Origin of the sequence: uncultured Thiohalocapsa sp., from assembly GCF_913063425.1 — a bacterium.
Taxonomy (GTDB): Bacteria; Pseudomonadota; Gammaproteobacteria; order Chromatiales; family Chromatiaceae; genus Thiohalocapsa.
In genome coordinates this window covers 18,228-45,067 of record NZ_CAJXYK010000029.1, presented here as the reverse complement: position 1 = coordinate 45,067, position 26,840 = coordinate 18,228, and the positions used below count along the sequence as shown (strand labels likewise).

24 protein-coding genes are annotated in these 26,840 nt (G+C 67.8%); 16 read left to right on the top strand and 8 right to left on the bottom strand.

All coding sequences use genetic code 11. The features are described from left to right. Positions 1-330: 330 nt before the first annotated feature. The 3 genes from QZ607_RS15725 to QZ607_RS15715 form a co-directional block, all read right to left on the bottom strand. Entirely contained in the window at positions 331-1,695 is a 1,365-nt protein-coding gene (locus QZ607_RS15725) for a paraquat-inducible protein A (protein ID WP_295884479.1), read from the bottom strand. Positions 1,696-1,972: 277 nt separating this feature from the next. Next, positions 1,973-3,298: a hypothetical protein gene (locus QZ607_RS15720; RefSeq protein ID WP_295884477.1), complete on the bottom strand. Its 1,326-nt coding sequence runs from the start codon at positions 3,296-3,298 to the stop codon at positions 1,973-1,975. Next, positions 3,291-3,740, bottom strand: a complete 450-nt coding sequence (locus tag QZ607_RS15715) for a hypothetical protein (protein WP_295884475.1) — start codon at positions 3,738-3,740, stop codon at positions 3,291-3,293. Before QZ607_RS15715 ends, QZ607_RS15720 begins: the two co-directional genes overlap by 8 nt. Before the next feature lie 263 nt (positions 3,741-4,003). Between QZ607_RS15715 and fixJ the strand changes: the two genes are divergently transcribed. Then, positions 4,004-4,621 carry a response regulator FixJ gene (gene fixJ / locus QZ607_RS15710; protein ID WP_295884473.1) on the top strand — a complete coding sequence of 206 codons (618 nt, stop codon included), beginning with the start codon at positions 4,004-4,006 and terminating at the stop codon, positions 4,619-4,621. A 5-nt stretch (positions 4,622-4,626) separates the two neighbouring features. Here the strand turns inward: fixJ and QZ607_RS15705 are convergent, their stop codons facing one another. From QZ607_RS15705 to QZ607_RS15690, 4 genes are all read right to left on the bottom strand, one after another. Further along, positions 4,627-4,869, bottom strand: coding sequence for a type II toxin-antitoxin system Phd/YefM family antitoxin (locus tag QZ607_RS15705; protein WP_295884471.1), 243 nt, complete (start codon positions 4,867-4,869; stop codon positions 4,627-4,629). 41 nt (positions 4,870-4,910) lie between these two features. Beyond that, entirely contained in the window at positions 4,911-7,517 is a 2,607-nt protein-coding gene (locus QZ607_RS15700) for a DEAD/DEAH box helicase family protein (protein WP_295884469.1), read from the bottom strand. 3 nt (positions 7,518-7,520) lie between these two features. Then, positions 7,521-9,635 (bottom strand): DNA methyltransferase, encoded by a 2,115-nt coding sequence (locus QZ607_RS15695; protein ID WP_295884468.1) that lies wholly within the window; start codon positions 9,633-9,635, stop codon positions 7,521-7,523. Positions 9,636-9,764: 129 nt separating this feature from the next. Beyond that, positions 9,765-10,013 (bottom strand): hypothetical protein, encoded by a 249-nt coding sequence (locus QZ607_RS15690; RefSeq protein ID WP_295884467.1) that lies wholly within the window; start codon positions 10,011-10,013, stop codon positions 9,765-9,767. A gap of 352 nt (positions 10,014-10,365) precedes the next feature. Here QZ607_RS15690 and QZ607_RS15685 point away from each other — a divergent pair, with 352 nt between their 5' ends. The 15 genes from QZ607_RS15685 (at position 10,366) to QZ607_RS15615 (ending at position 25,733) form a co-directional block, all read left to right on the top strand. Further along, positions 10,366-11,667, top strand: coding sequence for an MFS transporter (locus QZ607_RS15685; protein ID WP_295884465.1), 1,302 nt, complete (start codon positions 10,366-10,368; stop codon positions 11,665-11,667). A 34-nt stretch (positions 11,668-11,701) separates the two neighbouring features. After that, a complete protein-coding gene (locus tag QZ607_RS15680; protein WP_295884464.1) occupies positions 11,702-12,667 on the top strand; it encodes an ABC transporter permease in 966 nt (321 codons plus the stop codon). A gap of 8 nt (positions 12,668-12,675) precedes the next feature. Beyond that, positions 12,676-14,565, top strand: coding sequence for a dipeptide/oligopeptide/nickel ABC transporter permease/ATP-binding protein (locus QZ607_RS15675; protein WP_295884461.1), 1,890 nt, complete (start codon positions 12,676-12,678; stop codon positions 14,563-14,565). Next, the gene (locus QZ607_RS15670; RefSeq protein WP_295884459.1) at positions 14,562-15,368 is read left to right on the top strand and encodes an ABC transporter ATP-binding protein; all 807 of its coding nucleotides are present in this window, start codon (positions 14,562-14,564) and stop codon (positions 15,366-15,368) included. Before QZ607_RS15675 ends, QZ607_RS15670 begins: the two co-directional genes overlap by 4 nt. A 1,121-nt stretch (positions 15,369-16,489) precedes the next feature. Then, positions 16,490-17,554, top strand: coding sequence for a hydrogenase small subunit (locus QZ607_RS15665; protein WP_295884457.1), 1,065 nt, complete (start codon positions 16,490-16,492; stop codon positions 17,552-17,554). A 202-nt stretch (positions 17,555-17,756) separates the two neighbouring features. Beyond that, entirely contained in the window at positions 17,757-18,407 is a 651-nt protein-coding gene (locus QZ607_RS15660; protein WP_295884454.1) for a nitrate reductase, read from the top strand. Next, positions 18,404-19,804, top strand: a complete 1,401-nt coding sequence (locus QZ607_RS15655) for a (Fe-S)-binding protein (RefSeq protein WP_295884453.1) — start codon at positions 18,404-18,406, stop codon at positions 19,802-19,804. Before QZ607_RS15660 ends, QZ607_RS15655 begins: the two co-directional genes overlap by 4 nt. Next, positions 19,801-21,531 carry a nickel-dependent hydrogenase large subunit gene (locus QZ607_RS15650; RefSeq protein ID WP_295884451.1) on the top strand — a complete coding sequence of 577 codons (1,731 nt, stop codon included), beginning with the start codon at positions 19,801-19,803 and terminating at the stop codon, positions 21,529-21,531. The genes QZ607_RS15655 and QZ607_RS15650 overlap by 4 nt, the downstream gene beginning before the upstream one ends. A gap of 113 nt (positions 21,532-21,644) precedes the next feature. After that, positions 21,645-21,977 (top strand): hypothetical protein, encoded by a 333-nt coding sequence (locus QZ607_RS15645; RefSeq protein ID WP_295884449.1) that lies wholly within the window; start codon positions 21,645-21,647, stop codon positions 21,975-21,977. A gap of 15 nt (positions 21,978-21,992) precedes the next feature. Further along, complete coding sequence (locus tag QZ607_RS15640; protein WP_295884448.1) at positions 21,993-22,382, top strand: DUF302 domain-containing protein; 390 nt, start codon at positions 21,993-21,995, stop codon at positions 22,380-22,382. 232 nt (positions 22,383-22,614) lie between these two features. Further along, a complete protein-coding gene (locus tag QZ607_RS15635; protein WP_295884447.1) occupies positions 22,615-22,986 on the top strand; it encodes a DUF2237 domain-containing protein in 372 nt (123 codons plus the stop codon). Positions 22,987-23,132: 146 nt separating this feature from the next. Further along, positions 23,133-24,131: an amidoligase family protein gene (locus QZ607_RS15630; RefSeq protein WP_295884444.1), complete on the top strand. Its 999-nt coding sequence runs from the start codon at positions 23,133-23,135 to the stop codon at positions 24,129-24,131. Further along, positions 24,104-24,805 carry a gamma-glutamyl-gamma-aminobutyrate hydrolase family protein gene (locus tag QZ607_RS15625; RefSeq protein ID WP_295884442.1) on the top strand — a complete coding sequence of 234 codons (702 nt, stop codon included), beginning with the start codon at positions 24,104-24,106 and terminating at the stop codon, positions 24,803-24,805. Before QZ607_RS15630 ends, QZ607_RS15625 begins: the two co-directional genes overlap by 28 nt. 83 nt (positions 24,806-24,888) lie before the next feature. After that, complete coding sequence (locus tag QZ607_RS15620) at positions 24,889-25,335, top strand: YqaA family protein (protein ID WP_295884440.1); 447 nt, start codon at positions 24,889-24,891, stop codon at positions 25,333-25,335. Further along, complete coding sequence (locus tag QZ607_RS15615) at positions 25,332-25,733, top strand: VanZ family protein (protein WP_295884438.1); 402 nt, start codon at positions 25,332-25,334, stop codon at positions 25,731-25,733. Before QZ607_RS15620 ends, QZ607_RS15615 begins: the two co-directional genes overlap by 4 nt. Here QZ607_RS15615 and QZ607_RS15610 read toward each other — a convergent pair. After that, positions 25,703-26,776, bottom strand: coding sequence for a M14 family metallopeptidase (locus tag QZ607_RS15610; RefSeq protein ID WP_295884436.1), 1,074 nt, complete (start codon positions 26,774-26,776; stop codon positions 25,703-25,705). The genes QZ607_RS15615 and QZ607_RS15610 overlap by 31 nt on opposite strands. Positions 26,777-26,840 lie beyond the last annotated feature (64 nt).

Below are 26,840 nucleotides of genomic sequence, written 5' to 3'. Positions count from 1 at the left end.
TCAGCCCTCAGCCCTCAGCCCTCAGCCCTCAGCCCTGGTTTAACCCCACTCTCCAACCGAAGCCACCCGTGCTGTCTGTCTTGTCTCGCCCCGCGTCCAAAGTCCTCGCCTGGGCCGTCTACGACTGGGCCAACTCGGCCTTTGCGACGGTGGTGATCGCGGGCTTCTTTCCGGTGTTCTTCGCGCAGTTCTGGGCGCGGGAGCTGTCGGATGCCCAGAGCACGCAGTGGCTCGGGTACACGTCCAGCGCGGCGAGTCTGATCCTGGTGCTGCGCGCAGCGCTGCCGCGGGTCCCGGCCGCTCAAGAGACCGCTTGGAAAATCCGCTTAATCAGCGGAGATTCAGATCGCCCAAGTCCAGATCCACGTCGGCGGTCGGAGCGGGCTGCAACCCTGTCCCATTGCGCAACTGCCGCCGCATGGCGGGTACCGGAACTGGGGTAGGTTTCGCGCATTTCTCCAGTACGGTGGAAAGGACCATGCTGCTGAGTACGAACCCGACGAACAGGAAGAAGCCGCCGGCTAGGATGGTTCCGTTGGTGGTCAGCAGCTCTACGGAGCGTGCTGACCGGCTCAGCGCACCGAGCTGGCTGCCCACGAGCCCGCTGAAACCGATGTAGGCCATGAAGATGGCGATGACGAACACATCCGCCATCGACCACTTGGCGGAGCGCAGCGCGAAGAACTGCACGAGGCCGGAGCGTGCCGCGCGCTCATCCGAGAAGTACAAGAAGCCGGTGATGACCTTGATCAGCGGAAACAGCACACTGAAGGTCACCAGCAGCACGGCGACGAAGATCATGTCGGCGGATGCAGTCTGAACCAGAATCGATACAACGTCGAAGATACTCTTGCTCTGGTAGTACAACACCTGGTTGCTGAATCTGATGGTCTCGCCCATCAGTTGCATGGAGAACTCCGAGATTCGCGCATCGATCTCGATCATCGGCGTCAGGACCCCGCCCGCGAGCAGCAGAAGCGTGGTGCTGGTCAGCAGGGCCAGATTGAACGCGCTCAGCGTACAGCCTTGTTTAGACGACGTGGCGCCGTCTTCTCGCGCCAGCAGCAGTAAGCCGAAGATGAGCACGACGAGTCCGTAGAGTGCGAGCTGCTCGTAGAGCAGTGGCCTTTTGGCGTCTTCGATCCAGCCGCGGAGGTAGTCGCTGCAACTCGCGGGTTCAGTGCAGCCATAGCGCCGCAGTGTTGCGGTCAGCGTGGAACGATCTGTTGGTGAGAAGGCCGAGGAGGTCGCCTGGTTGAGAAACGTGATGAGTTGATCCTTCAGCGCGCGACGGGCCTCCGGGCGCGACAACTCCTCAAGAATCAGATCCGCAAACTGTGGCACCTGAGCACGGAGCTCGTCGATGTCCAACACCCATTCCTGAACCCCGCGTTGCAGCATGCGCCCAAGATCCCGGAAGAATCCGTCTCCCCTTGGTTGTCCACGTTCCCTGAGGTAGTTCTCGACAGCCATCAGGACTTGCTCCAATGCCCGGGTGATCGCTTGGCGGATCTCGGGGCGGTTGGCGTCGTTTACCTCGAACTCCGTGATGCGTCGCTCCAGAACCTCCGCGACGCGAGAAACCCATTCTTCCGCGTTCATCAGTCCATAACGGACGTCGTTGATCTCCGCGAGATCGGTCTTCAGCATCTTGACGCGATTCAGTTCGCCGACCAAGTGGATGGTGAGTACCAACGCAGACAGAAAGGCGAGCACCGCGACGGTACGGCGGACAAGGGTGAGTGTCGATACGGCTGTGGGTCCTCTGCTGTTACAACTCCGATAGCGTCCCGGCGTGCTGGTTTCGCGCCTTCGCGCGTCCGCAGCACGCGATCTCGGCAAGCCGCCATCGACATCAGGCACTGGCGGCGCGCTTTATGCTTGAGGTCGCGGCGCGATGTTTCGGATCCTCCGGTATGCGGCGGCGCGAGCAAGGGCCACCAGGAAGACAGCCGATCCCTTGGCGTTGGCATCATCCAACCGCGGCGAGGCGCCCACGAGGCAGCACACCTTTATTGACCAGTGTGGTGCGCACCAGGAGCGGCGAGACATCGAAGTGCCGTGCGGCGTCTTCCAGGTCATCGTCGTCGGGGCTCGCCGGCAACATCTCCCGCAATTCCTCGAAGGGGCACAGCAACTCGGCCGCGAAGGCCCGCTGCAGTTTCTGTCGTGCGGTCTTCGCCCGGGTCACGGGCAGCACCGACTCATCGTCGCCAACCAGAATGTCATCGGCCAGGAGCCGTGCGAGTTGAAAGCGTCGGTTGGTCGGGTAGGGGCTTCGGAGCTGTGCACGAAACCCCTTGCCATCGCGCGGTTCGCGGTAGCCGATGCCGTCCATGCAGTCGCCGAGGTCTTGCGCCTGGTCGTCCGTGAGGAAGCCCATTGGCAAACCGCCGATCTCGGCCAACTGGCGATTGGTCAACGGCCCGCTGCCCACATGCCAGAGCGCTCTCGCGCGGTCGGCCAGGGCCTCGCCAAGCTGCCAGGCCGGCGGTGCATCGGCACGCAGCAGCACGAACACGCCGTTCAATACGTCTCGCTCCGCCAGTTCGACCTTCGTCTTCGCCCGGTCTCGTCCGGCCTCGGCAAGCTTGGCTGCCTCCAGGAACCCGTCCCTCGCCGCCGCGGCGATCTCCGCGACCGCACCGGTGCCCAGGCTGCCGGCGAAACGTCCGACCTGCTTAAGGAGCCCTGCCTCGGCTTCGCCCGCGTCGATGCCGAGCAACGCCTCCAGTCGACGTGCCTGTTCTAGATCAGGGGTTCTCCGCTCCTCGGCGACCTCAGCCCATAACAGTTCCAGATCGGTGCCGCGCAATCCGAGGTTCGCGAGCCGGGCCAGCACGGCCGCGATGAAGCGATCGACGCCCCGCTCGAAGTCCGTGGCACGGATAACGGCATCCAGCGTGTCCAGATAGCGAATCGGGCTGACGCCATGTCGATCCGGGCTCGCGCGCATGCTGAGGTGGACGGCCTCGCCATCGCTCGCGAGCGTCAGTGGCGGCCAGATGAACCCGTCACCGGCCGCACCGAGACTGTGGCTCATCAGCCAATCCGGGGCCTCGCCGGCGAGCTCAGGCTCCCACCGCAACCGCCACCAATGCTCGGCCAGCCAGTACGCGAGCCGGTAGGCAGACAGATGCGCGCTGTCACGGACCGTCTTCGCCTCCAGGTCCTCGACACGGGTAAGGCACAGGTCGCCGACCTGTATCCGCACTGCGGCCAGGGTCTGGCGCTCGTGCTCGGCCCCCGCCGCGCCGCGCAGCCATTGCTCGACCTCGATGCGGAAGGCGTCAGTCATCCGCGTGCTCCGGCACGCCGTGCCGCTGCCACTCGCGGATGACAATGGCATGCATCGGGTCATCGACCGGCAAGGGGTAACCGTGGTAGGTGCCCTTGGCGGCGTTCTCGAGCTGAGCCTCGAGCGGCACGCCGTCCGTCGTCAACGACCAAACGTTCTGCGGGAAGCCGGAGCCGCTACCTCTGCTGCTGAGCATGCCGCGGCGAATCCCATCGCGCAGCAGGCGCAACGCCTCCGCGCGTTTCAACACTTGGACCGCGTCGCATAGGGACTTGTCTGCCCGCGCCGCCGCCGGCGGCGTCAGGCCGAAGTCGCCGGGTTTGCGCTTGTGCTCCGGGTTTCCGCCATAGCCGACGCGCGCGGCAAGCCCGGCAAGGTTGTTCGGCAGCTGGTTCGGCGGGCACAGCCTGCGCTTGGTGTTGAAGGATCGTCTGGCTCGCATCTGGCACCGCCGGGGGTTTGCCGTTAGGTGGATGAATTATCGCAGGATTGTCCGGCGCAGTGCGCGAGCCGAGCCGTCCGCTGGTGCGGGTGTGGCGCGTGCAAACCGGGAGGCTTCGCTACCACTGCCTCCGGCCACCACGGGCGCGGCACGGTGTTCCATGTGTATCTGCCGCTGGCGGCGGAGGCGCTGGCCGGCGAGCCCGTGGTCCGGGAGTCTGAGTCCGACAAGGCAGAGCCGCCGCTGGCGGCGGAGGCGGGCCGATGAGCCGGGAAGAGACCGTCTTCGTCGTCGACGACGACCAGGCCATGCGCAGCTCCCTGCAATGGCTCATCGAGTCCATGGGCATGCGGGTGGAGACCTACGACTCCGCTCAGGCCTTTCTGGATGCCTACTACCCGGGCCGCGCCGGCTGCCTGCTGCTCGACGTGCGCATGCCCGGCATGAGTGGGCTGGAGCTGCAGGCCTACCTCGCCAAGCGCGAGCACCGCATCCCGGTGATCATCATCACCGGCCACGGTGATGTGTCCATGGCCGTCAAGGCCATGAAGAACGGCGCCGTGGACTTCATCGAGAAGCCCTTCGACGACGAGGCGCTCATCGTCAGCATCCGCAACGCCCTCCAGCACGACGAAAAGCAGCGCGCCCTGCGCGCACAGCGGGCCGACATCGCCGCACGCATGGCGGAGCTCACGCCCCGCGAGCACGAGGTCATGACCATGGTCACCGACGGCAGATCCAACAAAGAGATTGCCACTGCGCTCGGCGTCAGCGCCAAGACCGTCGAGGTCCACCGCGCCCGGGTCATGGACAAGATGCGCGCGGATTCGCTGGCGGAGCTGGTGCGGATGGTGATGATTGCGGGGGCGGAGGTGCAATAGGAAGGCTACCAGTCGACCTTGTCGCTGAGCTCCGCAGCCGTCGCCTGCATGCCCTCGCGCAAGCTGTCGGTCATGCCCGGGATGGCGCTCAGGTAGAGGGTCTCTGCGATGGCGTTCCAGTCCTTCTGCGCCAGGATGACCGCGCTCGCTTGCTCTCCGGTGATCTGTATCGGCTGGTGGTCGGCCGCGGTTTGCGCGATCAGCTCCTCGAGATGGGCCTTGGCGTGTTCTGCGGTTACGGTGTGCATGCGTCACCTGTTGCTGGCCTGGTGGGATCGAAGCCCCTTCGTCACATGCCTGGGGCGGGCGAATAGTCACTTGCATGGGGTCCTTCGTAGAGGCTGTGCGCGTCCGCGGCAACGGCAACGGCCTCCCGCACTCCGGGGACGGTGAGGTCCAGCACCTTCAGCTCGTTCCCCACGGCTGCAATGGCGTCGACGCGTCGGACCTTCGCGGCATGCTTTTCCGCGTAGGCGGCAAGCCCCCGCAGCTTCGCCAGCGCGTCGCTGAGCTGCGTCCCGTGCGGGTCCACGATGTCCACGGCCATGGAGCCGTCCGCCTGCTTCGCGAAGATCAAGAAATCCGGTCGCACCATCCGCGTGCTCTCGCCCGCGACGTAGGCGATGCCCAGGGAATAACTGCCGGCGCGTGACGGGTTGCGGTACCAGGCGACGAAGCCCGGGCGCTGCATCTCGGTCTTCAGCACACGCCGCTCCCAATCGTTCATGTCCGCCGGGAATTGGCCTAACGCATCGCACATCAGGTGATGCGCATAGGTCGGCAATGGCGTCTCGCTGCCATCCGGGTTGCGGACCACCGTCGGCTCCATCCACACCGTCGGCTGCTCCAGTTCGCTGTCCTGCGGCTCCGTGCTCATCTGCTTGACGGTGTCGTAGACCTCGCGGCGCTTGTCCGAGAGGCCCTTGATCGCGACGCGATGCGCGTCCTGCCAGGCGTCGGCGAGCTTCGCGGCCTCGGCCTCGAGATAGGTCTTCACGTCCGGCACCAGGCCAAGTGCTGCGATGTCCGCGTGGGCCGACATGAGTGCGTCTTCCGGCGCCTCTGCGGTTCTGTTCTTTTCGGCCAACCTTTCCGCGTAGCGCTTGCACAGGTCGGCGCCCAGTGCGCGCCGCGCGCCGCGGTAAGCGGCTTCGATCACCGGGTAGTCGGCGTGCTCGAAGAACTTGTCCAGGCTCTTTTGCTTGCCCTTCAGGTCCGCCGTCAGCGTCTGCCCCTCCACCACAAGCACCTTCGCCCGGGCAGCCGCGAGCTTGTCCGCATAGCGCGCCTGGGCCGCGTCCAGCACCTGGAACAGCTCCGCATGGGCCTCCTTTCCGGCATTCGGCAGCAGGCCGTCGGCCGCCAGCTCGTGGGCCAGCAGCGTCAGCCGCCGCACGGGCTTGGCCTCCCGCGGTGGCAGCTTCTGCGACGGCAGCGTGGCGAAGGCCTCCCACACCGCCTCGGGCACGGCCGGGTTCGGCGTCATCTCCCGTTGGCTGATGAGCACGCGCCGGCCCTCCACGGGCGGGCCGCCGTCGCCGCCGTACATCAGTGCATCGGCAACCGCGTTGACCGACTTGGCGTCGAAGAACGGCAGCAGGCACTCGACGGCATTGAGCCGATCATCCCCAGGAATCCGCCGGGCCAGCGGCGTACGCACCATGCGGCCCATGAGCTGGGTGATGTGGGTGCGGTCCTTTGCGTGGCGGAAGGAGATCATCACCTCCGCCCGTGGGCAGTCCCAGCCGGTGCTGATGGCGTCCTTGGCCACGAGCACACGCACATCGGAGGCGTCCTGCACCTGCTCCGGGGAGATGTAGGGCAGGGTATAGGGGCCGAAGGTCCGCGTGCTGTGCTCGCCGAAGACATGGGCGAAATGCCCGGGATTCAGCGCCGGCCAGGTGTCCAGGATCACCTTCAGCGCGCGGCCGATCTCGTCGTGGTCCGGCGCATTAGGCACCTGAAGCACCATCAGCGGCAGCACCGGCGCGGTGTCGCCTTCGCGCTTGGCGTAGGCCGCCCAGGCGTCGCTCGCTGCCTTCAGCTTCTCCGTGGCACGGCGCAGCAGCACCGTGTCGTATTGACCCGCGTCCTTAGGGATGTCCAGGACAATGGTGTCCTTGAGCAGCCCGGACGCCTGGACCTTGGCCGCGTCTACCGTGACATCAGGAAAGGTGGCGCGGCCATGCATGTCCGGGAAAGACGCGGTGAAGCGCTCGATGGTCGCGGAGATACCCCAGACCACCGGAATGGCCGGCACCGACCCCGCGCCGTTGATGAGGCGCCGCACGATGGTGAAGCGGTCCGCCGCGGCGGTCTTGCTCGGTGTGCCCATACCGCGGTGTGCTTCATCCAGCACCAGATACAGGGTCAAGGCCGGGTCTTCGATGGTGTTGCGAATGGTGTCCCAGATGGTGTTCGAGCGCAGGTCCGGGCGCATTTCCAACCCCAGCTCGGCCTGTGCGGCGGTCGCCGGGTCCGGCTCGTGCCCGCGCACCAGGAGGCTGTTCTTGCCGAGCTTCTGGGTGTTCAGGAAATAGATCCTGCCGGGGTTGAATTTCTCCTGACAGAACCTGTTGTCGACGGGCTGCAATCGGCCCTGCAGGCCGTCGGATGCCTCATCGAGCCGAAAGCGCGTCTGCTCATTCAGCGACGGATCATCACTGAACCAGATCACCACCGCGCCTGGATCGGCCTCGAAGTCGAAGGTGTCGCTGCCGAGAAAGAGCGCCTCCAGCGCGGCGGCGGCCATCACCGTCTTGCCGGCGCCGGTGGTGGCCGCCAGCGCGAAGGCGTAGCGGTCGCGGTCGGCATGCCAGTGCTTGCGCGCCTTGACCAGTCTCTCGAGCACGCCGCGCACGGCGTCTTCCTGATAGTCCTTGAGCGTGAACTTCACGGCTCAGTCTCCGTTGGCGAACTGGAAGTTCGTGAGGTAGGACTCATACAGCCGCAGCGGCTCCACCCCCGCCGGCAGGCAGCGGGCCACCGCCTGGAAGCGCCCGGCGTCGTCCGTGACGATGTAGGCGATGCGAAGTCCCGGCGCCGCCGCCACCGCCGCGCAGAAGGGCGCGACGGCATCGAGGTCCGCCAGCAGCGCATAGGTGTCCGCCAGCGCAAAGCCCGCCTCCGGTAGTGCATCGATGCGCCGGCCCTCGCTCCCGGCGCGCAGCCACAAAAGCGGCGCGATGCGCGCAAAGGCCAGGTTGTGGTCCACCGCGACGGAGTTCTCGAAGGTCAGCGTAAAGAATTCCGCGTTCTCGGCAAAGCCCTCGGCCATCGGGAACTGGTCAGTGAACTTGTAGTCGCCCTGAATCGGCTCGCCCTCCGGCGTGCAGCCCGTGATGACCGCCTGCACCCTGGGCTTGGTGATGTGCTCGCAGATGCCCTGTTGCTCCCACTCCGGGTCGCCGGGTCGAAGCCCCTGCGCTCGCAGCGCCTTCTGCTCGTCCGCGCCGACCTCGTTGTTCGTCACTAGGATGCACTGGCGCCGGCCGCCGTCCTGGCGGTTCAGGCGCATCACGGCGTGGGCGGTGGTGCCGGAGCCGGCGAAAAAATCGAGGATCACGGCTCTGTGAGAATTGCCAACAGCGATGCGCAGTGCGTCCTCGACCGCGTAGAGTGACTTTGGAAACGGGAAGGAGCGACCTGGGAGTTGTGCGCGCACCATAGCGCTCCCGTGCCAACCAGCGTGGTGGGAGGGCCGACTCCAAACCGTTTTTGGTATCACGGTTCTAGGTTTTGTGTCCTTCGCTGGTTCCACAAGTACCGCGCCGCAGTCATGCTTCCCAACAACTCTGAATTCGCCGGTGCTGATCTTGCTTATTGCAGACTTCCCCAGATACCATACCGTTCCTCTGCCTTCATCTTCACGAATTGAGCCGATTCTGGCATACCCTTGACTCAAGAGGTCGATCAAATATTTTTGAGATGCGCGCCAATTACCTTCAGAGCCATCACTCTTTAGGGGCCAGATAGCTCTAGCTCCTGCTGGAACCTCCCATGCGTCCCTCGGTACTGCCAGTTCCTTGGATTCACCAACGCCAATGACACGGTTGGTTGCTGAGTCAGTGTAGATTGGATAGAAAAGAGCGGGACGGTCTGCGCGGCGCGAGTTGGTCCCACTGCGCAGCAGGGACTCCCAGCGCACGACGGCAGGATTATGCGAGGTCTTCTCGTTCAGCAGGTCGTCTGGTCCTGCAACTGCTCTCGCCTCTCCAAAAAAGAGGAAAAACGCATACTCATCAACACGGGCCAATTGTTGGTCACGTGATTGTCCTGGTGCATTGATCACGATTGTGACCAGCTGAGCCCGAGCATTCGGGAACATCTGCTCCAATAGCAGCCCCAGCCGGTTCACCTCTTTTTCGTCAATGGTGACAATCAAGATAGATCTCGCGGGATTCAGCAATTCCTTCGCCAGCTTCAACCGCCGCTCCATCATCGCCAGCCACTTGCTGTGCCGATAGGCATCATCGGCCTCGACGTAATCGTTGTTGTACTTCCAGTCCTTGGCGCCGGTGTTGTAGGGCGGGTCGATGTAGATCGCGTCGATCCTGCCGCGATGGGTGTAGGTGAGCGCGCGCAAGGCCAGATAGTTCTCGCCGTTGATGACGGTGTGGCAGGGCTTGTCGCCGCCGCGTTCCACCCGGCCGGTGCTGACGAGGCCGGGATAGATCAGGTCCCGGAACTCTGCGACCACCACCAGATCCGCCACCGGCACCCGGCAGGTCTCGGGGGTGTCGGCGCCGAGCGCCTGGATCTTTGCCGCGCGCTCTTCGCCTGTGCCCTGGACTGCCGTGACCCGCCAGAGGCGCTGATCCCCTTTGTTGCCCGACCCTCTGGACGGCAGCAGCCGCACCTTGTCGCCCCTGCGTACGGGGGTCTGCGGCAGCTCCGCGGCTTCCGGCCGGTGGCGCTCGAAGTTGAGCCCGAAGGCGCGGCGGGCGGAGAGTATCTTGAATTCCCGCTCCAGGTCCGCGCCCAGTTGCGGGTCTTTGGCTTTGGCCTGTGCCAACAGCTCTGTCAGTCGAGACACGGGTGGACTTTCTGCTTCTGATTGTCGGTCATGCGGAGGCAGCCAACGGTCGATGCCGGCTTCTGTCGGCGTTCAGCCAGGGTAGGGCGTCTGTATCGCGCAGGCTCTTCACGGGTCGCCGCTGAGCCAAAATTCGTCGGGCAGGGGATCATCGAAGTCCGGGCTCATGGTCGCCGCCCCGGGGAACTGGCCGAACTTTAGTCGCCGTCGGGCCGCAGTCTGCTCGGCGTCGGCGTGCGCGTCGGGCTGCTCGCAGAATACCAGCACCCTTGCCTTGCCGGGGCTCACATGGTGCGGGAGCTTGAGTTGGATCTCGCGGCTTTCGTCGATGTCGAGTTCGAGCTCGATGGCCTGCATGGGTCTCACGTCTAGTTTCTGCGGGCCGCTTGGCGTGCGCTGCCGTGCACTCTCAGGGTAAGCAGGAGGCGCCGGCGACGCACGCACAGGATATCCTGCGAGTGTACGCGCCCCGGGAGCTCGGCCGCAGCGTCGGAGCCACCCTGTGCGACTCCAGCGGCGCGTGCCGACATGGTAAAAAGAGCGACACAGGCGTGGAAAGGGCTGCAATGCAGGGGGCGATGGCCTGGGCTGGGCTCTTGCGTCGCCTGCCGCCGGCATCGATCCTGCCCTCAGCCCTCAGCCCTCAGCCCTCAGCCCTCAGCCCTGGTTTAACCCCACTCTCCAACCGAAGCCACCCGTGCTGTCTGTCTTGTCTCGCCCCGCGTCCAAAGTCCTCGCCTGGGCCGTCTACGACTGGGCCAACTCGGCCTTTGCGACGGTGGTGATCGCGGGCTTCTTTCCGGTGTTCTTCGCGCAGTTCTGGGCGCGGGAGCTGTCGGATGCCCAGAGCACGCAGTGGCTCGGGTACACGTCCAGCGCGGCGAGTCTGATCCTGGTGCTGACGGCGCCGGTGCTGGGGGCCCTGGCGGACCAGCTCGGGGCCAAGAAGCGTTTTCTCCTCGGCTTTACGCTGCTCGGGGTGCTGGCCACGGCGGCGCTGTTCTGGCTCGGGGCCGGGCACTGGCAGGGGGCGCTGCTGTTGTACCTCGCGGGGCTGCTGGGCTTCTTCGGCGGCAATATCTTCAACGATGCACTGATTACCGACGTTGCGGCGCCGGCGGACTATGAGCGGGCGTCGTCGCTCGCCTATGCGCTGGGCTACCTGGGCGGTGGGCTGCTGTTTGCCGTCAACGTGGTCATGGTGCTCTCGCCGGGGACCTTCGGCTTTGCGGACGAGGGCGCGGCGGTGCGGGCGGCCTTCCTCGGCGTGGCGCTGTGGTGGGCGGTGTTCGCCGTGCCGCTGGCGCTGTTCGTGCCGGAGAGCCGGGGTCTCGGGCGGCGCTCGCTGCGCGGCGCGGCGGTGGGTGCGTTCCAGGAGCTCGGCCGGACCTTCCGGCAGATCCGCCAGCTGCCGAACACCTTTCTGTTCCTGCTCGCCTATTGGTTCTACATCGACGGCGTGGACACCATCATGTTCATGGCCGTCAAGTACGGGCTGGATCTGGGCTTCGAGTCCTCGAGCCTGATGGTGGCGCTGCTGATCACCCAGTTCGTGGGCTTTCCGGCGGCGCTGGTGTTCGGGCGGCTGGGGGCGCGCTTCGGGCCCAAGCCGGCCATCCTGGTGGCCATCGGCGTCTATGTGCTGGTGGTGCTGGCGGCCACGCAGATGACCCGGGTGGAGCATTTCTACGCGCTCGCCGCCACCATCGGGCTGGTGCAGGGCGGTATCCAGGCGCTGAGCCGGGCGCTCTTCGCCGGGCTGATTCCGGCCGGGCAGACAGCCGAGCTGTTCGGCTTCTACAACATGGTGGGCAAGTTCGCTGCGGTGCTGGGGCCTTTTCTGGTGGGCACCACGGCGGCCCTCGCCGGTGATCCGCGCTTCTCGCTGCTGCCCATCCTGCTCCTGTTCCTGATCGGCGCGGCGCTGCTGTGGCGGGTGGACGTGGCCGGTGGCCGGCAGGCTGCCGCCGCCGTGCCGCCGCCGCCGCGGGGTCCGCTGGTGGCGGGCTGAGCGCGCGGGTCGGCGCTGCGGCAGGCGGTTCGGTATGGGGGGCTACGTCGTCAGGCGGCTGTTGCTGCTGCTGCCCGTGCTGCTCGGCGTCTCGCTGGTGGTGTTCGCGGTGATGGCGCTGGTGCCGGGTGATCCGGCGCTCGCCATCCTCGGCCCCTATGCGACGCCGGAGCGCCTCGCCGAGCTGCGCGCGGAGCTGGCCCTGGACCAGCCCTGGTGGCGGCGCTGGCTCGACTGGCTCGCCGGCGTCCTAAAGGGGGACATGGGTCGCTCGGTGTCGCTGGAGCGGCCGGTGGCGGATGCGGTGCTGGAGCGCCTGGGGCCGACGCTGCTGCTGGCGGCGGCGGCGCTGGTGCTGGGTGCGGTGCTCGGGCTCGCGGCGGGGCTGCTTGCGGCGCTGCGGCACAACCGGACGACGGACCGGCTGGTGACCCTCAGCGTGCTGCTCGGCATCTCGCTGCCGCCGTTCTGGCTCGGGCTGCTGCTGATCCTGCTGTTTGCGGTCTGGCTCGGCTGGCTGCCCGCGAGCGGCATGATCACCCCCTGGCTCAGGGACCCGGGAGCGGCGTTGCTCACCGCCGACGTGCTGCGCCATTTGCTGCTGCCGAGCCTGAGCCTGGCGTTGGTGGCCGCCAGCGTCATCGGGCGCATCGGCCGCGGTGCCGCGCTGGAGGTGCTGGCGGCGGATCACATCCGGCTGTGCCGGGCGCGCGGGCTGACGGAGCGCCGCATCCTGCTGGTGCATGCGCTGAAGGGGGTGCTGGCGCGGGTCATGCCGGTCATCGGGCTGCAAGCCGGCTTCGTGCTGGGGGGCGCCGTCTACATCGAGACCATCTTCCAGTGGCCCGGGCTGGGCCGGCTCCTGGTGGATGCCATCGCCGCCCGGGACCTGCTGCTGGTGCAGGGCGGTGTGCTGGTGCTGGCGACGGCCTATGTGCTGGTGAACCTGGCGACGGACCTGGCCCAGCACGCGCTGGACCGGCGCACCGCCGCCGCATGAGCATGGCTGTGACAGGATCGCCCGCCAGCGCCGCCGGGCTGCTGCGCCTGCGCCGACACCCGGGTGCCCTGGCGGGCCTCGGGCTGCTGGCCCTGGTGCTGCTGCCGGCGCTCGCCGCGCCGCTGCTGCCGCTGCCGGACCCGACGCTGACGGCGCCGGCCGGGCGCATGCAGCCGGCGCTGTCGGCCGGGCACCTGCTGGGCACCGACCACCTGGGCCGGGACCTGTTGTCGCGGCTCCTGTGGGGCGCGCGGGCCAGCATCGCCGTGGGTGCGCTGGCGACGCTGATTGCGGCGCTGGTGGGCGGGCTGCTCGGGCTCGCGGCGGCCTGGCTCGGCCGGCTGCTGGACGGGGTGGTGATGCGCGGTGTGGACGTGCTCATGGCCTTCCCCTACCTGCTGCTGGCGCTGGCCATCGTCGCCGCCTTGGGGCCCGGGCTCGGCAACGCCATGCTGGCCATTGCGGTGGCCAATGTGCCCTTCTTCGCCCGCGCCATGCGGGGCGCGGCGCTGGACATTCGCCACCAGGACTACATCGCCGCGGCAAGGCTGGCGGGCCATGGCGAGCCGGCCATTCTGGCCCGGGAGGTGCTGCCGAACCTGGCGCCGACCCTGCTGCTGCTCATGACCACCACCCTCGGCTGGATGGTGCTGGAGACAGCGGGGCTGAGCTTTCTGGGGCTCGGTGCCCAGCCGCCGGCGGCGGACCTGGGCAGCATGCTCGGCGAGGGTCGGGAATTCCTCACCACCTATCCACGGGTGGCGGTGCTGCCGGGGTTGCTGATCCTGCTGCTGGTGGTGGGCATCAACCTGCTGGGGGACGGGCTGCGGGATCTGCTGGACCCGCGCTGGTCGCCGCCGCGGCCGGCGGCACCCGCCCAGGTGTCCCCGTCCCGGGCAGCGGACTCCCGGGCGCCGCAGACCCATGAGCACGATCCCACCCCGCCGCTGCTCACCGTGCGGGACCTTGGCGTCGACGTGAGCGGCCCGGAAGGACCGCTGCCGGCGGTGGCGGGCGTGGATTTCCACCTGCGGCCGGGCGAGCGGGTGGCCCTGGTGGGGGAGTCCGGCTGCGGCAAGACGCTGACGGCACTTGCCCTGCTGCGCCTGCTGCCGGCGGGGGTGAGCCAGCGGGGGGATGTCCGCCTGCGGGGGAGGACACTGATGGGGCTGAGTGCGGCGGTGTTGCGGGACCTGCGCGGGCGGCGCATCGCCTATGTGCCGCAGGAGCCGCTGACGGCCCTGGACCCGCTGTTTCGGGTCGGCGCCCAGCTGCGGGAGGCGCGCCGCGCGCATGGCGAGGAGGCCGCGTACACCACGCAGGCGCTGGTGCGCATGGTGGGGCTCGAGCAGGTGCCGGGGCTGCTGCGGCGCTTTCCGCACGAGCTCTCCGGCGGCCAGCGCCAGCGCGTGGCCATTGCGCTGGCGCTCGCCCACGGGCCGGACCTGCTCATTGCCGACGAAGCCACCACGGCGCTCGATGTCACGGTGCAGCGGGAGATCCTGCAACTGCTGCGCCGGCTCTGTGACGAGCAGGGCCGGGCGCTCCTGTTCGTGAGCCACGACCTGGCGCTGGTGGCGGCGCTCTGCGAGCGGGTGCTGGTGATGTACGCCGGACGCATCGTCGAGGATGCGCCCCTCAGCGCGCTGCTGCGCCGGCCCGCGCATCCGTACACCGCCGCACTGCTCGGCGCCACCCCGGAGCTGGGTCGGCCGGACAAGGCGCTGGCGGTGCTGACCGGGGAGCCGCCCGCGCCGGGTGCGCAGCTGACGGGCTGCCGCTTCGCGCACCGGTGTCCGCGGGTGCAGCGGGTGTGCCGGGGCGATGAGCCGGCGCTCACCGATCACGGCGATGGTCGGCGCGTGCGCTGTCTGTTCCCGTTGGAGGACCCGGCGTGAGCGGGCCGCTGCTGGCGCTGGCGGGCATCGGCAAGGCCTACGGCGGCGGGCGCCGCTGGTGGCCGCCGGGACAGCGCGCGGCGGCCACCCGGGTGGTGGCGGACGTGGACCTCGACATCCGCGCCGGTGATGCCGTCGGGCTGGTGGGGGAGTCCGGCAGCGGCAAGACCACGCTTGCGCGCATCGCCGCCGGTCTGCTGCCCCCCACCGAGGGCAGGCTGCACTGGTGCGGGCAGGCGCTGCACAGGCTGAGCCCCGCCGAGCGGGCGGCCTACCGGCGCGGTGTCCAATACGTCTTTCAGAACCCGCAGACGGCCCTCAACCCCCGCCGGCGCCTGGCGGCCATCCTGGACGACACGCTGCGGGGGCTGACCACGCTGGACCGGGACGGACGGCGGGCGCGTCTGCGCGAGATGGCTGCGCAGTGCGGCGTGGACAGGGCGCTGCTCGGGCGCTTTGCGCACCAGCTCTCGGGCGGTCAGGCGCAGCGGGTGGCCATTGTGCGGGCGCTCCTGGGGGCGCCGCGGCTGGTGATCCTGGACGAGCCCGTCTCGGCGCTGGACGTGTCGCTGCAGGCGCAGATCCTGGCGCTGCTCGCGGACCTGCGCCGCCGCCACGGGCTCGCCTACCTCTTCATCTCCCATGACCTGGCGGTGGTGGAGCGGCTCTGCGAGACCATCGCCGTCATGCGCGAGGGGCGCATCATCGAGCAGGGCGCCCGCGGCGACGTGCTCGGGCAGCCGCAGCACGACTACACGCGGCGGCTGCTCGCCGCGGTGCCGCGCATGGCACCGGTGGGCTGATGTGCGGTGCAGCTACATGAGGGGCCGAGACACAGCACGCGACTCACGGAAAACCATAACGCAGTCTCATGCTTCCACCGATGCACATGACAAATCGCATGGCTCGGTACTTCAGCGTATTCTAAAATACTTGCCGTGCTGGCGGTTTCGAGGCTGCGCCTGCGCAGCACCGCCAGTGGTCCCCGTGCCGATGGGTGTGCATGCGATCTCGGCGCGGTGGACGCCGCACAGCAGTGCCCTGCGGGGCCCAACGAGACAGGAGGCTTGCAATGAAGTACCTGACCGCCCTGAAGCATCTGAACGCCGGTGAGCTCATCTCCCTTGCCGTGCTCGCCACCGTGGCGGCCGCCACCGTCTATGGCGTGCTGAGCTGACACCGCCTGCGGTGCCGGCGGCGGCTCGCTGCTGCCGGCACAGCAACGGCACCGTCAACGCATCGGGGCGTCCGCCCCGATAAGGCGCCGCCGCCGGTCACCCGGCGGCGGCGCTTTTGCGTTGTAGACATTCCATTCTCCGCCTCGTCTCCGCCGGCATTCTGCTGCGTATTGCCTCCCATCATTCCCGAGGCGTACCCCTGTATCGACCCCGGCGCCCGCTTGCGTGCGCAAGACCTTTACCATGATTCTCATCCCCGTCCCGATACACGCGGGGAGCCGTCTGGCATAGGTCATTCCGGGTTGTTGCAGCAGGGAAAGTACTCGCCCAATTTCTTAAATGCCCAAATGGTCTTTTTATTAAATGGTGGTAATAGAGGCTAGTGAAAAACCACCATTGATAATTGTCAATCCTCTGTGAATATGCGGCGTGGACTGGTTGAAAACCCCGGCGTGCCATGCGAAAAGCGCGATCCTCGAACGCGGCATTTCATTCGCTCAGTTGACGTGCATCAAAATTGCGTCCGAGTGGCCCCAATGAATCGCGTGTTTGCAATTACAGTTATGTCCACGACGGGCGCCGGCAGCATTGGTCCATCGTTGGGTCCTGTTTTTACAGGTAAAATTCTTATATAGGTCTGCGCTCGCTGCAGGCCGCCGCAGGCGTCCGGTGTGCCGCCATGCCGCCGCACCTATTGCGGTAGGCCGCAGCCGCGGATGTACACAAGCAATAACGGAGGACCTCTGATGGCCTATGAACCGACCTTGGGCGATGTCATGCGCAGCCAAGGTGTGAGCCGGCGGGCATTCCTGCAATTCTGCTCCGCGACGGCATCGCTGATGGCGCTGCCGGCGGGCACCGCCACGGCCATGGCAGAGGCCCTGTCGGAGGCGCGCAGGCCGTCGGTGATCTGGCTGTCATTCCAGGAATGCACCGGCTGTACCGAGGCATTGACACGCTCCCACGCGCCCACCATCGAGAACCTGCTGTTCAACTTCATCTCGCTGGACTATCACCACACGCTGCAGGCGGCCGCCGGTGATGCGGCGGAGCGCGCCTTGGAAGAAGCCCAGCACGCGAACAAGGGCAAGTACCTGGTGCTGGTGGACGGCTCCATTCCGCTGCTGGAGTACTGCTCCACGGTGGCGGGCCACAGCAACAAGGCATCGCTGGAGCACGTCTGCGCGGATGCCGTCGCCGTCATCAACATCGGCACCTGCTCGGCGTATGGCGGCATCCCCATGGCCAAGCCGAATCCCACCCGGGCCGTGGCGACGGGCGACATCATCAAGGACAAGCCCATCATCAATGTGCCGGGCTGCCCGCCCATGCCGCTCGCCATCACCGGCGTCATCGCCCAATACCTGACCCTCGGCCGGCTGCCGGAGCTGGATCATCTCGGCCGCCCCGTGGCGTTCTTCGGCGAGAACATCCACGACCGCTGCTACCGCCGGCCCTTCTACGACCGCGGCCAGTTCGCCGAGACCTTCGACGACGAGGGCGCGCGCAAAGGCTGGTGCCTGTACAAGCTCGGCTGCAAGGCGCCGGTGGCCTACAACGCCTGTGCGCACGTCAAGTGGAACAACGGGGTGAGCTTCCCGATCCAGTCCGGACACGGCTGCATCGGCTGCTCCGAGCCCGGCTTCTGGGACATGGGCGGCGTCTACGAGTCCGTGGCCACGGGCAAGTTCGGCGACGGCGCCAAGCTCGGCACGGCGGCCGTGGCCGGGGCCGCGCTCGGCGCCGGCGCTGCGGTGCTGGCGCGGCGCAGGAAACGCGAGGTTCACGAGGAGGAGGCGACGGAGGGCTGAGGGACCACCGCCCGGCGGCACCGACGGGGCCGGCCGCCAGCCCAGGCTGGAGTCGAGCACCTGTCGGTGACCGTCGCGGCGCATGCCGCGCGCATCACAAGACAAGGGTCAGACGAGCCCAAGCGACACGACAAGCCAACATCGAGCCCATGCATCACAGCAACACAACCCACTTGGGCCATCCACCGGAGGAAACTGACCAATGACGCTCCTCGACTTCGCCCGCGGACCGGCGATACATGCCTCGCTGATCATCCTGGTCGCCGGCATCCTGCTGCGCCTGGTGGGCGTGCTGATGCTGACCCGCGGCGCCGATCTGTCCCGGCCACGGGACGCCTTCGGCAACTTCAAGGGCTATCGCACGGTGCTGAGCCGCGCCTGGCCTGCCAGCGAGTTCAACGCCGCCACCGTGTACCAGACGGTGATGGCCTACATCTTCCACATCGCCACGCTCCTGGTGGTGGTGGGCATCGTGCCGCACATCGAGTTCATCACCAGCCTCACCGGTGTGTCCTGGCCCGGGCTGCCGAACTTCATCGGTGTGGCGCTCGGCACCATCGCCCTGGTGTCGCTGCTTGCGCTCATCGCGCGGCGGTTGATGCACCCCGCCATCTACAACTCCACGGTCGGCGACTATGTCACCTGGATCATCGTCGCGCTGCCGTTGGTGACGGGCCTGATGGCCTTCGCCCACGTCGGGCTGCGCTACGAGACCATGCTGGCGCTGCACATCCTGAGCTCGGCGCTGCTGTTCGCCTATCTGCCGTTCAGCAAGCTGATGCACGCCTTCTGGTTCGTCTTCTCCCGCGCCCAGAGCGGGCTGGCCTACGCCCACAAGGGGGTCCGGATATGAGCGCCACCGCCACGACACAGGTCTTTCCGAGCTTCGCCGAGGTCTACCAGGGCCTGGCGGGGCAGATCGGCATGCTGCGCCAGATGGCGCCGCAGCCCACCAAAACGGAACAGAAGCGGCTTCAGGGCGCCGTCGATACCCTGATCGCCGACACCAACGCCGACGAGGCGGTGTGGCTGGAGAGCTGCATCCACTGCGGGCAGTGCACCACGGCGTGTCACTACTTCCAGTCCATGCAGGACGCCAAGTACGCCCCCATGCGCAAGATGGACCTGTACCGCCGTGTCTATCAGCGCGAGATCAGCCCCATGCGCTGGTGGCACCGGCTGGTGACCAAGCCGGTGAAGCTCTCCGACTTCGAAGAGGCCAAGGAGCTCATCTACGACTCCTGCACCGAGTGCGGGCGCTGCACCATGGTCTGCCCCATGGGCATCGACACGGCCTCGCTGGTGCATCACATGCGCAGCGCCATGGTGGCCGCGGAGCTGGTGCCGCCGGAGCTGGCCGCCCTGCGCATGGAGCAGAAGCACCAGGGCACGGTGTTCGGCTCCTCGCCGGACAAGCTGAAAGAGATGATCGACACCATCCGCGCGCAGGCAGGTGTGGAGATTCCGCTGGACAAGGAATCCGCCGAGGTCATGGTGCTCAGCTCTGCCGTGGACCTGGTGGCCAACGGCAACGGGCTGCTGGCGACGGCGAAGATCATGAACCACCTGGGCGTGGACTGGACCATCTGCTCCGACGGCTTCGAGAGCGCCAATTTCGGGCTGCTCTCCGGCGACATGACCCTGTGGAAGCAGCAGGCGGACCCGATCGTCGCCGCCGCCCAGCGGGTCAAGGCCAAGACGGTGGTCATTGCCGAATGCGGCCATGCCTACCCGGCGCTGCGCTGGAACCCGATGCTCAGGAGCGGCGAGCTGCCGTTCCAGATGATGTACATGTCGGAGTTCCTCGGCAAACAGGCCAAGGCCGGCAAGCTGCGCCTCAAGCCGCTGGAACAGAAGGTCACCTTCCACGACCCCTGCAAGACCGGGCGGCGCGGCGGCGCCTTCGAGGAGCCGCGGGCGGTGCTCAAGGCCATGGGCGCGGACCTGGTGGAGATGCCCAACAACAAGGAATACAACTGGTGCTGCGGCGGCGGCGCGGGGATCTTCCTGCTGCAGGACGCCACCGAGCTGCGCGACCAGTCCTTCAAGATCAAGATCCGGGAGGTCAACGAAACGGGCGCCGAGTCCGTGGTGGTGAGCTGCGCCAGCTGCCGGCTCAATTTCGAGTCCGGCCGCCAGAAGAACAACTGGGACAAGCGCGTCGAGAGCCTGGTGGAGCTGACCGCCGCTCACCTCATCGATGACGACGCATCCGCCGCCGCCGCCAGCAAGACAGGAGCTGCCCAATGACCGCGAGAGTCGTAGTCGACCCCGTCACCCGCATCGAGGGGCACCTTCGCATCGAGGCGAAGATGAACGGCGGCAGCATCGAGCAGGCCTATTCCTCCGGCACCAGCGTGCGCGGCCTGGAGACCATCGTGCTGGGCCGCGACCCGCGCGATGTCTGGGCCTTCGTGCAGCGCATCTGCGGCGTCTGCACCCTGGTGCACGGCATTGCCGGCGTGCGCGCGGTGGAGGACGCGCTGGACTATGAGATCCCGCGCAATGCCGAGCTCATCCGCAACCTGATGATCGGCACCCAGTACGTGCACGACCACGTGATGCACTTCTATCACCTGCATGCACTGGACTGGGTGGACGTGGTCTCGGCGCTGAAGGCGGACCCGAAGGCGACCTCCGAGCTGGCGCAGTCCATCAGCGGCTATGCCAAGTCCTCGCCCGGCTATTTCGCCGATGTGCAGAAGAAGCTCAAGGCCTTCGTGGAGACGGGTCAGCTCGGCATCTTCGCCAACGGTTACTGGGGCCATCCAGCCTATCGGCTGCCGCCGGAGGCCAATCTGATGGCCACCGCGCACTACCTGGACGCGCTCGCCTGGCAGCGCGACGTGGCGGAGCTGCACGCGGTGTTCGGCGGCAAGAACCCGCATCCCAACCTCTGCGTCGGCGGCATGCCCTGCGCCATCAGCCTGGAGTCCGGCAAGCAGGCGGGCACCGCCCTGGACGTGGTGGGCCTGGAGCGGGTGCGCAACATCCTTCAGAAGATGCACAGCTTCGTGCACCAGGTGTACCTGCCGGACACCATCGCCATCGCCGGCTTTTACAAGGACTGGTTCAAACAGGGGGAGGGGCTCGGCAACTTCATGACCTATGGCGACTTCCCCGCCAAGGGCTATGGCGACCGGGCCTCCTACATGGTCCCCGCCGGTGTCATCCTGAACCGGGACCTTTCGCGCATCGAGCCCGTGGACCTGGACGCCGAGTCCGAGATCCAGGAGTTCGTCGCCCACGCCTGGTACGACTATCGCGACGGCAAGGACAAGGGGCTGCATCCCTACCAGGGCGAGACCAAGCTCGCCTACACGGGCCCGGAGCCGCCGTACCAGCAGCTCGACGTGGACAACCAGTACTCCTGGCTCAAGACGCCGCGCTGGAAGGGCAAGCCCATGGAGGTCGGCCCGCTGGCCCGGGTGCTGATGCTCTACGCCACCGGCGACGCCCGCACCAAGGAACTCGTGGACGACACGCTGAAGCGGCTCGACCTGCCGCTGGAGGCCCTCTACTCCACCATGGGCCGCACCGCCGCCCGCACGCTGGAGACGGCCATCATGGTGGACGCCGTGCAGGGCTGGTACGACACCCTGCTCGCCAACATCAAGGGCGGCGACCTCAAGACCTTCAACGAGACGCTCTGGGACCCGAAGACCTGGCCGCAGAAGGCCCAGGGCGTGGGCCGCATGGAGGCCCCGCGCGGTGCGCTGGGGCATTGGATCGTCATCGAGGACGGCAAGGTCGCCAACTATCAGGCGGTGGTGCCCACCACCTGGAACGCCGGTCCCAGGGATGCGCAGGAGCAGCAGGGCGCCTACGAGGCGGCGCTCGCCGGCCACGCCCTGCAGGACCCGGCGCAGCCGCTGGAGATTCTGCGCACCGTGCACAGCTTCGATCCGTGCATCGCCTGTGCCGTGCATCTGACCGACCCGAGCGGCGAGGAGGTGCTCGAGCTGAAAGTCCAGTAGCGGGCGCTGTCACGCGCCCATGACAGTCGGGTCGGGAGCCTGCCGGCATAGAGAAGTACCAAAACGGCGGCACTCCCGGCCGGTTACGACCGCCCAGAGGAGGACTGAACGCCATGACATCCCTTTCCCAATTGGCCGAGCTGCACGTGCGCGAGTTCGTGTCGCGGCTGAAGCGCCAGGACGAGATCAACGCCGAGGACCGGACCCGTCGCCCCAAGCAGCTCATCGAGCGGGTGCGCAGGCCCATCTCCGACTGGCGCCAATCCGCCATCAATTGCGCCGGGCCGCTCTGCCTGCTCGACGCCGTCGGCCAGGCCGAAGAGAGCTGGGTCGAGGTCTTCGAGCACGCGCCGCGCTGCGAGCTTCCGGTTACCAAGCCCAAGCCGCGTCTGCACCGCTCCTTCGACGGCGAGCTGCACCGCGACGACACCCTGACCTTCGCCTGACGAGGACGACCGACCATGTATGGTGTTTCCACCAAAGTGAGCACGGGCTTCGATGACACCATCGACCGCGTTACCGAAGCCCTTAAGACCGAGGGCTTCGGTGTGCTGAGCGACATCGATGTGGCGGCGACGCTCAAGGGCAAGCTCGGCATCGAGCAGCCGCCCTACCGCATCCTCGGGGCCTGCAACCCCGACTTTGCCCACAAGGCCATCAGCGCCGAGCCCGACATCGGCGTGCTCCTGCCCTGCAACTTCGTGGTGCGCGAGGACGACGACGGCGATGTGCATGTGCTCTTCATGAATCCACTGGCGGTGCTGGACCTCGTAGAGAACCCGAAGGTGCCGGGGCTCGCCGAGTATGTGCGCGAGAAGCTGGACCGGGTGATGGCGGCCGTGAGCGACTGACGGCCAGCGCCGGGCGCAAGCCCCCCCCGCTGCTTCAGGCAGCGCCCAAACCCGCGCCGCAACCCGCGCCGCAAGCGGCGGGCGCATCAGCGCCGCCCGCAACCACCGGCCCAAACCCGGCCCCGACTCCTCCAGCAGCCCCGCTGAAGCCGCGGCCCTCCGCCCCCACGTTGACAGCGGAGGCGCCGCGGCGCACAGCAATTCGGCCACACCGCAGCAGGAGGGTCAGGCCATGTCCACACCCAAGAACGTCCTCGGCGAGCCGCTGGAGCTCTGCTCCGAATCCCCCAAGACCGGCTTCACCCGCAGCGGCAGCTGCGAGACCGGCCCGCAGGACCTGGGCTCCCACACCGTCTGCGCGCGGGTGACCCAGGACTTCCTCGAATACTCCAAGTCCAGGGGCAACGACCTGATGACGCCGGTGCCCGAATTCGACTTCCCGGGCCTCAAGCCCGGCGACCGCTGGTGCCTCTGCGCCGCGCGCTGGCAGGAGGCGCTGGAGGCCGGCTGCGCACCGCGTGTCGCATTGCGCGCCACCCACCAGCGTGCGCTCGAGGTCTGCGCCATCGACGACCTGAAGCGCCACGCGGTGGATCTTTCCTGAGCGGGCAGCAATGGCGCCTGGGCCGATGTCGGGCTCGCTGCTGTCGGCGAAATCGCCAGCCGGCACATGACCACAACCCGCCGAACGCCGGCATCAGGCCCACCTGTAGTAGGCTGATGGCAGCGCCACCACCCCCGGGTTCCATCATGTCACCAAGCCTCCCCATGCCGCCGCAGACGTACCGCGCCGACGGCGGCCTGCGTCGCGTGGGCGTCGAGGTCGAATTCAGCGGCTTGCACCTGGACGAGGCCGCGGCGTTGGTGGCGCAGGCGGTCTCGGGCAGCGTCACCTCGCCCGGGCGCTATGAGCGCAGCATCGACGGCGATCCCGCCGGCGCCTGGCAGGTGGAGCTGGACTTCACGCTGCTGAAGACGCTCGGCCGCCGCGAGCGCGACGGCGCCGAGCTGATGGACGCCGCCGGCGACCTCGCCGAGGACGTGCTGCGCCTGGTGGCCGAGCGCATCGTGCCGGTGGAGGTGGTGAGCCCGCCGCTGCCGCTGGATCGGCTCGGGACCGTCAACGGCCTCATCTGGGAGCTGCGGGCCGCGGGCGCCCGGGGCACCGGCGAGGAGTTGGCCTATGCCTTCGGCCTGCAGCTGAACCCGGAGCTGCCGGCCACCGACGTGGACAGCATCCGCCAGTACCTTCAGGCCTTCCTGTGCGTGGAGGACTGGCTGCGCGAGCGCGCCCAGGTGGACCTGACGCGCAGGCTTACCTTCTTCGCCGATCCCTTCCCCAAGGCGTATGCCCGCAAGGTGGTCGCCGGGGACTATGCGCCGAACCTGGACCGGCTCATCGACGACTATCTTCAGGACAACCCGACCCGCAACCGGGCGCTGGATCTGCTGCCGCTCTTCCTGCACCTGGATGCGGACCGGGTGCGCGCGGTGGTGGAGGACGAGCGCGTCAAGCCGCGGCCGACGCTGCACTACCGGCTGCCCAACAGCGAGATCGAGATTCCCGGCTGGGACCTGGGCGCCGCCTGGGGCGACTGGCTGGTGGTGGAGCGCCTCGCGGCGGACCCGCGGCTGCTGGACGTGCTGTGCGCCGAGTATGCGGCGTTCCTGGCGCAACCCCTGGAGCGCCTGGTGGGCGATTGGGCACAGACGACGGCTGCATGGCTGACGCGGCACCAGCTCCGCTGATCGCCGTCACTGGGGGTAACCGCAGCGGCCATGCGCCGCGGCGGCTGGTGGCGCTGGCGCTGTGGCTCGCCGGCGCCCGGGCGGTGAGTGTCACGCCCAGGCATCCGCGCCCGGACCTGCGCCCGGATGCCGTGGTCATCACCGGTGGGCACGACGTGGACCCGGTGCTCTATGCCGCCGCCCCGGAGGTGCATCCGCGCTACGACCGTGAGCGCGACCGGCTGGAGAGTGTCGTCATCGACCAGGCCCTGGCGCTCGGCATCCCGCTGCTCGGCATCTGTCGCGGCGCCCAGCTGCTGAACGTGCGCCTGGGTGGCTCGCTGTATCAGGAACTGCGCTCGCGGCGGGTGCGCACCTCCAACCGCTGGACCATTTTCCCACTCAAGACCCTGCGCGTCGCCGCCGGCAGCCGTCTGGAGATGCTGCTCAATACCCGGGAGACACGCATCAACAGCCTGCACAACCAGGGCATCGACCGCCTGGGGGAGGGCCTGCAGGTGGTGGGGCGCGACCTGGACGACATCGTGCAGGCGGTGGAGGTGCCGACGCATCCCTTCCTGCTCGGTGTGCAATGGCATCCGGAGTTCCTGCTCTACAAGCCCTCGCAGCTGCGCCTGTTCCGCGCCCTGGTGGCGGCGGCACGGGAGCGCCGCGCCGCCCTGGCGACAGACTGACTGGGCTTGCGCGGCGGGCCGACGGCAGCGGGTCCCGGGCGTATGCGCAGGGTCATTGGCCGGGTGGATGAGCGGGCAGGGTGATGGAAGGCTATCTCGGGCTCTTCACCGCGGCCTTCGTCGCCGCGACCCTGCTGCCGTTCTACTCGGAGCTGGCCCTGGTGGGGCTGCTCGCGGCGGGCTACGACCCCTGGCTGCTCTGGCTCTGGGCCACCGCCGGCAACACCCTGGGTGCCGCCGTCAACTGGGCCATCGGCCGCTGGCTGATGCACTACCAGGACCGGCGCTGGTTTCCGTTCAAAGAAAAGCACCTGGGCGCCGCGCGGCGCTGGTACGCGCGCTGGGGCATCTGGTCGCTGCTCATGGCCTGGCTGCCCGTGGGCGGTGACGCACTCACCTTCATCGCCGGGCTCATGCGCGCGCCCTTCTGGCTCTTTTTCGCGCTGACGGCGGCGGGCAAGGGCGGGCGTTATGCGGTGGTATTGCTGCTTTATGCCCTGGGGGTGGCCCAGGTGGAGGCTGCGGCATGATGACCCCGGGCCGGCTGATGAATGTGCTGCGGTGGCCTGCGCGGCTTGGGCTCGGCGCCGCTGTGCTGGCCATCGCCTGGCTCGCGCTGACGCCGCAGCCGGACCCGCCCGGGCTCGGCTGGGACAAGCTGAACCATGTCACCGCCTTCCTGGTGCTGGCCGCATTGGCGCAGCTCGGCTGGCCCGGGCGCGGGGCGCGCTGGTGGCGGCTCGGTCTGCTGTTGGGCTATGGCCTGGCGATCGAGCTGGTGCAGGGGCTGCTGGATTACCGGCAGGGGTCGGTATTGGATTTCGCGGCGGATGCCCTCGGCGTCGCCCTCTGGCATGGGCTGCGCCTGATGGCCATGCCCAGGATCTTCACAACCTCTCAGCCCCGCGGCGGCAGATGGCCGTCGTAGCGCTCCAGCAGATAGCCGAGACAGTCCTGGCGAATGACCTCCGCGTCGCAGGTGAGCATGGAGGGCATCACCGGCAGCTTGAGGCGCAGCTCGCCGTCTTCGCAGGTGAAGTAGCGGCGGGTGACGTCCCGGCCCCACTCGTCGCGCACATCGAGCGGCGGCTGCGCTTGCCCACAGCGCGCGAAGGCGGTGCCCGCCGGCAGCTCGCGGAAGTTCAGATGCTCCAGCGTCGGCGAGAGCAACAGCGGCGCCTGCGCGGGGGGAAAGGCGAAGTCCATGTCCTCCGGCACCTTCATCTGCGCCACGGTGTGGAAGAGGTCGATGTCATGCGCCGGTACCGGGGAGTCCGGGATCTCCGCCAGGTGCAGGCAGGCGTCCACCAGCTCCAGCGCGTGCTCCACGCCGAGCTCATCGCGCACCTTACCGCATTCCACGGTGATGGCCGGGCACAGTTCCGCCATGGCCTGGGACTGCACCCCCCGCGGGCGGGTGAAATGCACCACGGTGCGGGAAAACAGCGTCGCCAGATGCAGCCAGCGGTTGTCGATGACGTTGACGCAGGCGTAATGCGGATTGGTGCCCGTGTTGTTGTGCAGGTCCACGCTGGCGAAGAGCCCGCGCTCGGCCATGCGTGCCGTCACCTGCTGCATGATGCTGTGCGCAGGCGTCTGCGCCAGCTCGGAGCCGGGCCAGACGCGGTTGAAGTCCGGCTGCTCCGGCAGGTGGCGCATGCCGGCGGCGGCGGCGCGCGGATTGCCGATGAACAGCGACAGCGCCCGGGGCAGGGGGCGGTCGCCGCCGCCGACGTCGAAGTCCAGGAGCAGCCGGCGCATGGCCTCCCAGCCGACGGTCTCGTTGCCGTGCATGAGCACCGACACGAACAGGGCCGGCTCGCGCTGGCCCGGCAGGTGGATCAGCGTCGGGCCGTCCAGGTGGCGGGTGAGGGCGGCCGCGTCGCAGTCCAGCAGACCGGGCGGCAGGCGGTCGAGCTCCACGAGCGGGTCGGCATGAGGGCTGGCGGCTGATGCGGCTTCTGCGGACAAGGTTGGTCTCTCGTGATGCTGGATGGAATTGTCTTACCGGCGGACACCGAGCGCGGTTGCAGCA